Source organism: Albimonas donghaensis (genome assembly GCF_900106695.1).
Taxonomy (GTDB): domain Bacteria; phylum Pseudomonadota; class Alphaproteobacteria; order Rhodobacterales; family Rhodobacteraceae; genus Albimonas; species Albimonas donghaensis.
On the sequence record NZ_FNMZ01000005.1, the window covers coordinates 292,687 to 300,322 of the forward strand.

Here is a 7,636-nt window from a genome sequence, read left to right on the forward strand (position 1 = left end):
GCCGCCCTCGGCCCGCCCCCCTCCCCCATCGTCGCCCCCATCGCCGTCCCATTGCGGCCGAATTGCGGCTCGACCACGCTTGACAGATCCGTGACATCCGGCGAGGTTTGCTTAATCGTTTAACCCGATGCCCCGCCGCCCGGAACGGAGCCCGCCCGGTGCAAGCCGCCCCCCCGACCCTGCAGAGCATCGCCGCGGAATTCGGCGTGTCCTCGGCCACCGTCTCCAACGCCCTGTCGGGCAAGGGGCGGGTGTCGGAGGGGCTCGCCGCGCGCATCCGGGCGCGGGCGGAGGCGTTGGGCTACGCGCCGTCCCTGCCGGCCCGCGCGCTGCGCACCGGGCGCTCCGGAGTGATCGGGCTGGTGCTGCCGGACCTCGCCAACCCGTTGTTTCCCAAGATCGCCCAGGCGGTGGAGGCGGCGGCGGCGCGCGAGGGCTACGGCGTGCTGATCGCCGATTCCCATGGCGAGGTCGGCGCCCAGACCGCGGCGCTGCAACGGCTTGTGCAACGCGGCGCCGACGGAATCATCGTGGTGCCCCGGCGCGGCACGCGGGTGCTGGAGCTGGACGTGCCGCTGGCGGTGATCGACACGCCGGCGACGCCGGGCAACACCGTCTCCGCCGACCACCGGGCGGGAGGGGCGGCGCTGGCGGCGCATCTGCTGGGGCTGGGCCATCGCGCCTTCGCGCTGGTGGGCGAGAGCCGCGAATCCTCCGTCCAGCGGGACCGCATCGGGGGGCTCCGCGCGGGTCTGCCCCAGACCGCCCGGATCGAGACGATCTGGCTGGAGGAAGCGCCCGAAACCGATTTCCCCGCGCTCGCCCGCGACGGGATCACCGCCTTCGCCGCCACCTCGGACCTGCACGCCCTGCGCATCCTGACCACGCTGCAGCGCGCCGGGCTCGCCATCCCGCGCGAGGCCAGCGTGGCCGGCTTCGACGACCTCGCCTTCGCCGCCGCGGTCACGCCGTCGCTGACCACCATGGCGCAGGACAGCGACCGCATCGCCGGCGCCGCGGTGGCCGCCCTGATGGCGCGCATCGACGGCCCGGAGCCGGCCGCGCCCCCTGCTGGGACCACGGGCGGGAGCGCGGGCGGGACCGCGGCCGAAACCGCCGTGCCCATGACCCTGATCGCGCGCGAGTCCACCGGGCCCGCGCCGGCGTCCACCCGCTCCGAACCCCGACCTCACCCCGCAACCCGATCCCAGAGGGAGACCACTCCATGAAGCTCGGACCCATCCTCGCCGGCGCCTCGGCGCTCGGCCTGACCGTCGCCGCCGGCGCCGCCGCGGCCCAGGACAAGACCCTGACCATCTCGGTCTACGCCTTCTCCCAGGACGAGTTCAAAGAGATCGTCTACGACCCGTTCGAGGAGATCTGCGGCTGCGAGATCGTGGTCGAGACCGGCAATTCGGTCGAGCGCATGTCCAAGATCGAGGCCAACAAGGAGGCCCCGGTCATCGACATGGCGGTGATGTCCGCCCATGACGCGCTGGGCGCCGCGCGGGCCGGCCTGCTGCAGCCGATCGACGTGAGCAAGCTGACCAACCACGACAAGCTCTACGACATCGCCAAGGACCCGCTCGGCGACCATTACGGCATCGGCTACACCTTCTACGCGACCTCCATCGTCTACCGCACCGACAAGGTGACGATCGAAAGCTGGGCCGACCTGCTGTCGCCCGAGCTGGCCGGCAACGTCGCCCTGCCCGACGTGACCACCAACCAGGGCCCGCCCGCCCTGCACATGATCGGCAAGGCCATGGGCGACACCGACCCGTCGCTGACCGCCCCGATCGAGAAGGTGGCCGAGCACAAGGACGATATCGTCACCTTCTACGTGCGGTCTTCGCAGCTCGCCCAGCTGATGCAGCAGGAGGAGATCTGGGCCGCCCCCGTGGGCCGCTTCGCCTGGGGCCGCTTCAAGGACAACGGCCTGCCGATGGCCTGGGCCACGCCCAAGGAAGGCCAGACCGGCGGGCTCAACGTCATGGTGATGACCGCGAACAACGGCAACGAGGACCTGGCCCTGCAGTTCATGGACTTCTGGCTCTCGACCCCGATCCAGCAGGCCCTGGCCGACGCGCTGATCGACAGCCCCTCCAACGCCGAGGTCGTGGTCTCCGACGAGGTGGCCGAGAACCTGACCTACGGCGCCGACACCGTGAAGTCGCTGGACCTGATCCCCGCCGAGGTCATCCTCGACAACCGCGACAGCTGGCTCGACCAGTGGAACTCCAAGGTCGCCAACTGATGTTCGGGAACCGCGTCGAGGGCCTGGCCCTGACCTTGCCCGCGGCGGTCTTCGCCGCGGCCCTGTTCCTGCTGCCCGTGGGCATCCTGCTGTCGGAGGCGTTCCGCACGCCCGAGGGCTGGAGCCTGGGGGCCTACTGGGACTTCTTCGCCAGCCCCCGCAACCGCACGGTGTTCTGGCGGTCGCTGGCGCTGGCGGCGGAGGTGGCGGCGGCGTCGGCGGTGATCGGCTACGCCGCCGCCTACGCCATCGTCTCCCTGCCGCCGAAGTCCCGGGGACGGGTGTTCGGGCTGGTGATCCTGCCGCTGATGATCTCGCCGGTGGCGCGCACCTACGCCTGGCTGGTGATCCTGGGGCGCACCGGCTTCGTCAACCAGGCGCTGGTGGGGATGGGCATTCTCGACACCCCGCTGCGCATCCTGTTTTCGGAAACCGCGGTGTTCATCGGCCTGCTGCAATTGTTCCTGCCGCTGATGATCATTTCGCTGGTCTCGGCGATGGAGAACATGCCCCGCGACGCCATCCCCGCCGCCCGCGTGCTGGGCGCCAACTGGGCGCAGGTGTTCCTGCGGGTGATCCTGCCCCTGACCCGCGAGGGGCTGGTGATCGGCGGCACGCTGGTCTTCACCGGCTCGCTCACCGCCTACATCACGCCCGCCATCCTCGGCGGCTCCAAGGTCCTGATGCTGGAAACCCTGCTTTATCAGCGCGTCGCGGTGGCCAATGACTTCGTGTCGGCCTCGGTGATCGCCATGATCCTGATCGTCATGAGCTTCTCGGCCAACCTGCTGCTGAAACGCATGGCCTCGGCGCGGAGGGCGCGGGCATGAACGGGCGTCTCGCCACATGGGCGGTGCTGGGACTGGTGCTGCTGTTCCTGATCGGCCCGTTCTTCATCATCATCGCGGCCTCGCTGTCGGCGGGCAATTCGCTGGCCTTCCCGCCCCAGGGGCTCAGCCTGAAATGGGTCATCAAGGTCTTCGAGATCGAGAGCTTCCGGGCCTCCTTCGGGATGTCGATGTTCCTCGCCATCTTCGGGACGCTCGCCGCGCTGGCGCTCGGCGTGCCGGCGGCCTACGGGCTCAACCGCTACAAGGTGCCGGGGGCGGAGTTCGTGCGCACCGTGGTGTCGGCGCCCATCATCGTGCCGGGGATCATCGTGGGGCTGGCGCTGCTGCGCTACCTGGTGATCCCGACAGGGGTGGGCATCGGACCGGCGCTGTTCCTCGCGCATACCGCGCTGATCCTGCCCTATGCGGTGCGGGTCGTCTCCGCCTCGCTGGAGAACCTGCGCACGGACATCGAGGAGGCCGCGGTCCTGCTGGGCTGCACCCGCTTCGGGGCCTTCCGCCGGGTGGTGCTGCCCAATATCCGCGGCGGCGTGCTGGCCGCCTTCATCCTGGGCTTCGTCACCTCGTTCAACCAGGTGCCGGTGTCGCTGTTCCTGTCGGGGCCCGGCGTGCGCACCCTGCCCGTGGACATGATCGCCTACATGGAGATCAACTACGACCCCTCGGTCGCCGCGCTTTCCGCCCTGCTCGCCTTCATGTCGGTCGCCATCGTCTTCGCGGCCGAGAAATTCCTGGGGTTCTCCAAGTATGTCTGAGTTCCTGTCGCTCGAGGACCTCACCCTCGCCTATGGGGGATCGGTCGCGGTGGACCGCCTGAACCTCGCCATCCGCCAGGGCGAGCTGATCGCGCTGCTGGGCCCGTCGGGCTGCGGCAAGACCACCACCATGCGGGCCATCGCCGGGCTGCTCGCGCCCCGGTCGGGGACCATCCGGCTGGACGGCAAGGACATCACCCGCGTCGCGCCGTCCCGCCGCGAGGTGGGGCTGGTGTTCCAGTCCTACGCGCTGTTTCCGCATCTCTCGGTCTTCGAGAACGTCGCCTTCGGCCTGCGCCTGCGCAAGGAACCGGACCTGGCCGCCAGGGTGGCGGAGGGGCTCGCCACCGTGGGCCTGTCGGATTTCGCGGACCGGGCGCCGGCGGCGCTGTCGGGCGGGCAACAGCAACGGGTGGCGCTGGCGCGGAGCCTCGTGATGAACCCCAAGGTGCTGCTGCTGGACGAGCCGCTGTCCAATCTCGACGCCCGGCTGCGGCTGGAGATGCGGATGGAGCTTCAGCGCGTGCAGCGCGAAACCGGCGTGACCATGGTCTTCGTGACCCATGACCAGGCCGAGGCGCTGGCGCTGGCCGACCGCATCGTGGTGATGCGCGGCGGCGCGATCGAGCAGGTGGGCACGCCCGAGCAAATCTGGACCGAGCCCGCCTCCGGCTTCGTCGCCGATTTCGTGGGCTTCGAGACGATCCTGCCGGACCCCGAAACCGGCGGCGCGCTGGCCTGGCGCCCCGCCGCGGTCACGCTGGGCTCCGGCCCGCATTCCGGGGTGATCCGCGGCGCCTCCTTCGCCGGCGCCCATCGCGAATACGTGCTGGATACGCCGCTGGGCGTGGTGAAGGCGGAGACCCCGGCCTCCGCCCCACCCTTGGCGCCGGGGGCCGAAGTCGCCTTCGACCTGCCGCGAGAGCGCGCCGTGCGCCTCGCCTCGGCCTGACGGGAGGGGCGGGGACATGGGCGTCTGGATCGACACCGACATGAGCGCCGACGACCTGTTCGCGCTGCGCCTTCTGGTGACGCAGGGGACGGAGATCGACGGGGTTTCGCTGGGCTTCGGCGTGGTCCCCCTGCCCCGGGTCCGCGCCAACGCCTCCGCCGCCGCGGCGGTGTTCGGATGGGATTTCCCGATCTTCGCCGGCGCCGACCGCGCGGTGCTGGGAGAGGTGGAGACCGCCGAGCGCATCCTCGGCCCCACCGGCATCCGCAGCCGCGGGCTGACCCTTGGGGACGTGCCCGACGCGGCGCTGCCCGACGCGCCCGGCGCCATGGCGCGGTGGCTGGAGGGACAGGACGCCGCGCAGATCCTCGCGCTCGGGCCGCTCACCAACCTCGCGGTGCTGGCGCTGACCCGGCCCGACCTGCTGGGACGCATCGAAAGGATCACCTGGATGGGGGGCGGGGTCACCTCGGGCAACCACACCGCCTCGGCCGAGTTCAACGCCATCGCGGACCCGGAGGCCATCGCCATCCTGCTGGCCCGCGGGGCGCCCCTGCGGATGATCGACCTCGACGCCTGCCGCCGCGTGCAGATCGCGGAGGCCGACGTGGCCGCCGTGCGCGCCGCCCCCGGCCCGCTGGCGCCGTTGCTGGCCGACCTGCTGGGCGGCTATCTCGACATCGCGCTGGAACGGGGGCGCGAGACCATGGCGCTTTACGATCCCGTGGCGGCTGCGGCCTTCCTGCGCCCGGACCTGTTCGACCTGCGCCCCGCGCGCATCGAGGCGGAGCTGACCGGCGCCCATACCCGCGGCCGCACCGTGGTCGAGACCCGCTATCCCGAGACCGCCAACGCCGAGATCGCCGCGGGCCTCGACGCCGCCGCGGTCAAGGCGCTGTGCCTCGCCGCGCTGGAGGACCGGGCATGACCGAGCCGCACGACCTGAACGACCCCGCCCTGCGCGACCGCGCCGTGGCCGCGGCGCGCGGCGACGCGCCCTTCGACCTGCTCATCGCCGGCGGAACCGTGGCCGACATGGCGACGGGGGAACTGCGGCCGGCGGATGTGGGGATCGTCGGCCCGCTGATCGCCTCGGTCCACGCGCCGGGCGCCCGGGCCGACGCCGCCGAGGTGCTGGACGCCTCCGGCCTGGTGATCGCGCCGGGCCTGATCGACGCGCATATGCATATCGAAAGCTCGATGGTGGCGCCCGCCGTCTACGCCGCCGCCGTGCTGCCGCGCGGGACCACCACCGTGATCTGGGACCCGCATGAATTCGGCAACGTCGCCGGGGTCGAGGGCGTGGACTACGCGCTGGCCGAGGCCGCGGCCTCCCCGCTCCGCATCCTGCCGCTGGCCCCGTCCTGCGTCCCCTCCGCCCCGGGCTACGAGACCGCGGGCGCCGATTTCGGCCCCGGCGAGATCGAGACCCTGCTCGCCCGCCCCGGCATCCACGGGCTGGCCGAGGTCATGGACATGGGCGCCGTCACCTCCCGCGAACCGCGGATGCGGGGGATCGTGCAGGCGGGGCTGGCCTCCGGCAAGACGGTGAACGGCCATGCGCGGGGGCTGACCGGGCCGGACCTGCAGGCCTATGCGACGGCGGGGGTGGGCTCGGACCATGAGCTGACCTCCGCCGCCGACCTGATGGAGAAGCTGCGCGCCGGGCTGGTGGTGGAGCTTCGCGGCTCGCACCCCTACCTGCTGGCCGAATTCGCCGAGGCGCTGTCGGCCCTGCCCTCCGTCCCCCCGACGCTGACGCTGTGCACCGACGACGTGTTCCCAGACGATCTTCTGAACCTGGGCGGCATGGACGCGCTCATGCGGGCGCTGGTCGGGCACGGGCTGGCGCCGCTGAGCGCGCTGCGGGCGGCGACCTGGAACGCGGCGGCGCGGCTGGGCCGCCCGGATCTCGGGCTGGTCGCGCCGGGCAAGCGCGCCGACCTGGCCCTGTTCCGCGACCTCGCGGGGTTCGAATGCGTCCATGTGCTGCGCGACGGCCGCCCGCCGGCGCTCGACACCACGCCGCGCCCGCATCCGTTTCCCGCCGCGCTGCCGCTTCCCCGCTTCGTCGCGGCGGATTTCGAGACGCCGGCCGCCGGTCCCGCCGCCCGCATCGCCACCATCGACCGCCCCCGCTTCACCCAGTGGGGCGAGCGCATCGTTCCCGCCGACGGGCGCCTGCGCCTGCCCCCCGACATCACCCGCATCGCGGTGATCCATCGTCACGGGAGGGCGCCGGCGGTCCCGAAGGTGGGGTTCCTCACCGGCTGGGGATCCTGGCGCGGGGCTTTCGCGACCTCGGTCAGCCATGACAGCCACAACCTGACCGTCTTCGGCCACGACCCCGCCGACCTCGCCGCCGCCGCCAACGCGGTGGCGGAAGCCGGGGGCGGCATGGCGGTGGCGCGGGACGGGAAGCTGGCCGCCCTGCTGCCGTTGCCGGTGGCGGGGCTGGTGTCGGACGCGCCGCTGGCCGACGTCTCCGCCGCCTTCGTGGCGCTGCGCGAGGCGATGGAGGCGGTGGTGGACTGGGAGCCGCCGCTGCTGACCTTCAAGGCCCTGGTCGGCGCCACGCTGGCCTGCAATGCCGGGCCGCATCAGACGGATCTGGGCGTCGCCGACGCGCATGGCGGCCGCCTGCTGACCTCCCCGGTGCTGGAGGACGGGCTGCCGGCGCCGGCGGCGTAGCCCGCGCCGCGGCGGGTCTTCGCGGGATCGCCGGGCTAGAGCGGACTCCTACCAGTCTGGATCGTATCCGCATGCGCTGAAGCAGTTGGCGCATTCGGCGGGGGTGTAGGCGTCTGCGATGCGGCCGATG

Annotated in this window: 7 protein-coding genes; all 7 read left to right on the forward strand. The window is 72.1% G+C overall.

Annotated elements, in window-relative coordinates:
* The first annotated feature begins 158 nt into the window (after positions 1–158).
* From BLV24_RS15410 to BLV24_RS15440, 7 genes are read left to right on the forward strand one after another with little or no spacing between them, the layout of a single operon-like run.
* A complete protein-coding gene (locus tag BLV24_RS15410) occupies positions 159–1,229 on the forward strand; it encodes a LacI family DNA-binding transcriptional regulator (protein ID WP_092683358.1) in 1,071 nt (356 codons plus the stop codon).
* On the forward strand, positions 1,226–2,257 hold the full coding sequence (locus BLV24_RS15415; RefSeq protein ID WP_092683360.1) for an ABC transporter substrate-binding protein: 1,032 nt from the start codon (positions 1,226–1,228) through the stop codon (positions 2,255–2,257). Before BLV24_RS15410 ends, BLV24_RS15415 begins: the two co-directional genes overlap by 4 nt.
* On the forward strand, positions 2,257–3,087 hold the full coding sequence (locus BLV24_RS15420; RefSeq protein ID WP_092683362.1) for an ABC transporter permease: 831 nt from the start codon (positions 2,257–2,259) through the stop codon (positions 3,085–3,087). Before BLV24_RS15415 ends, BLV24_RS15420 begins: the two co-directional genes overlap by 1 nt.
* Entirely contained in the window at positions 3,084–3,863 is a 780-nt protein-coding gene (locus BLV24_RS15425; RefSeq protein WP_092683364.1) for an ABC transporter permease, read from the forward strand. Before BLV24_RS15420 ends, BLV24_RS15425 begins: the two co-directional genes overlap by 4 nt.
* On the forward strand, positions 3,856–4,815 hold the full coding sequence (locus BLV24_RS15430; protein ID WP_092683366.1) for an ABC transporter ATP-binding protein: 960 nt from the start codon (positions 3,856–3,858) through the stop codon (positions 4,813–4,815). Before BLV24_RS15425 ends, BLV24_RS15430 begins: the two co-directional genes overlap by 8 nt.
* A gap of 16 nt (positions 4,816–4,831) precedes the next feature.
* Entirely contained in the window at positions 4,832–5,743 is a 912-nt protein-coding gene (locus tag BLV24_RS15435; RefSeq protein ID WP_092683368.1) for a nucleoside hydrolase, read from the forward strand.
* Positions 5,740–7,506, forward strand: a complete 1,767-nt coding sequence (locus tag BLV24_RS15440) for an adenine deaminase (protein ID WP_092683370.1) — start codon at positions 5,740–5,742, stop codon at positions 7,504–7,506. Before BLV24_RS15435 ends, BLV24_RS15440 begins: the two co-directional genes overlap by 4 nt.
* Positions 7,507–7,636: the final 130 nt, after the last annotated feature.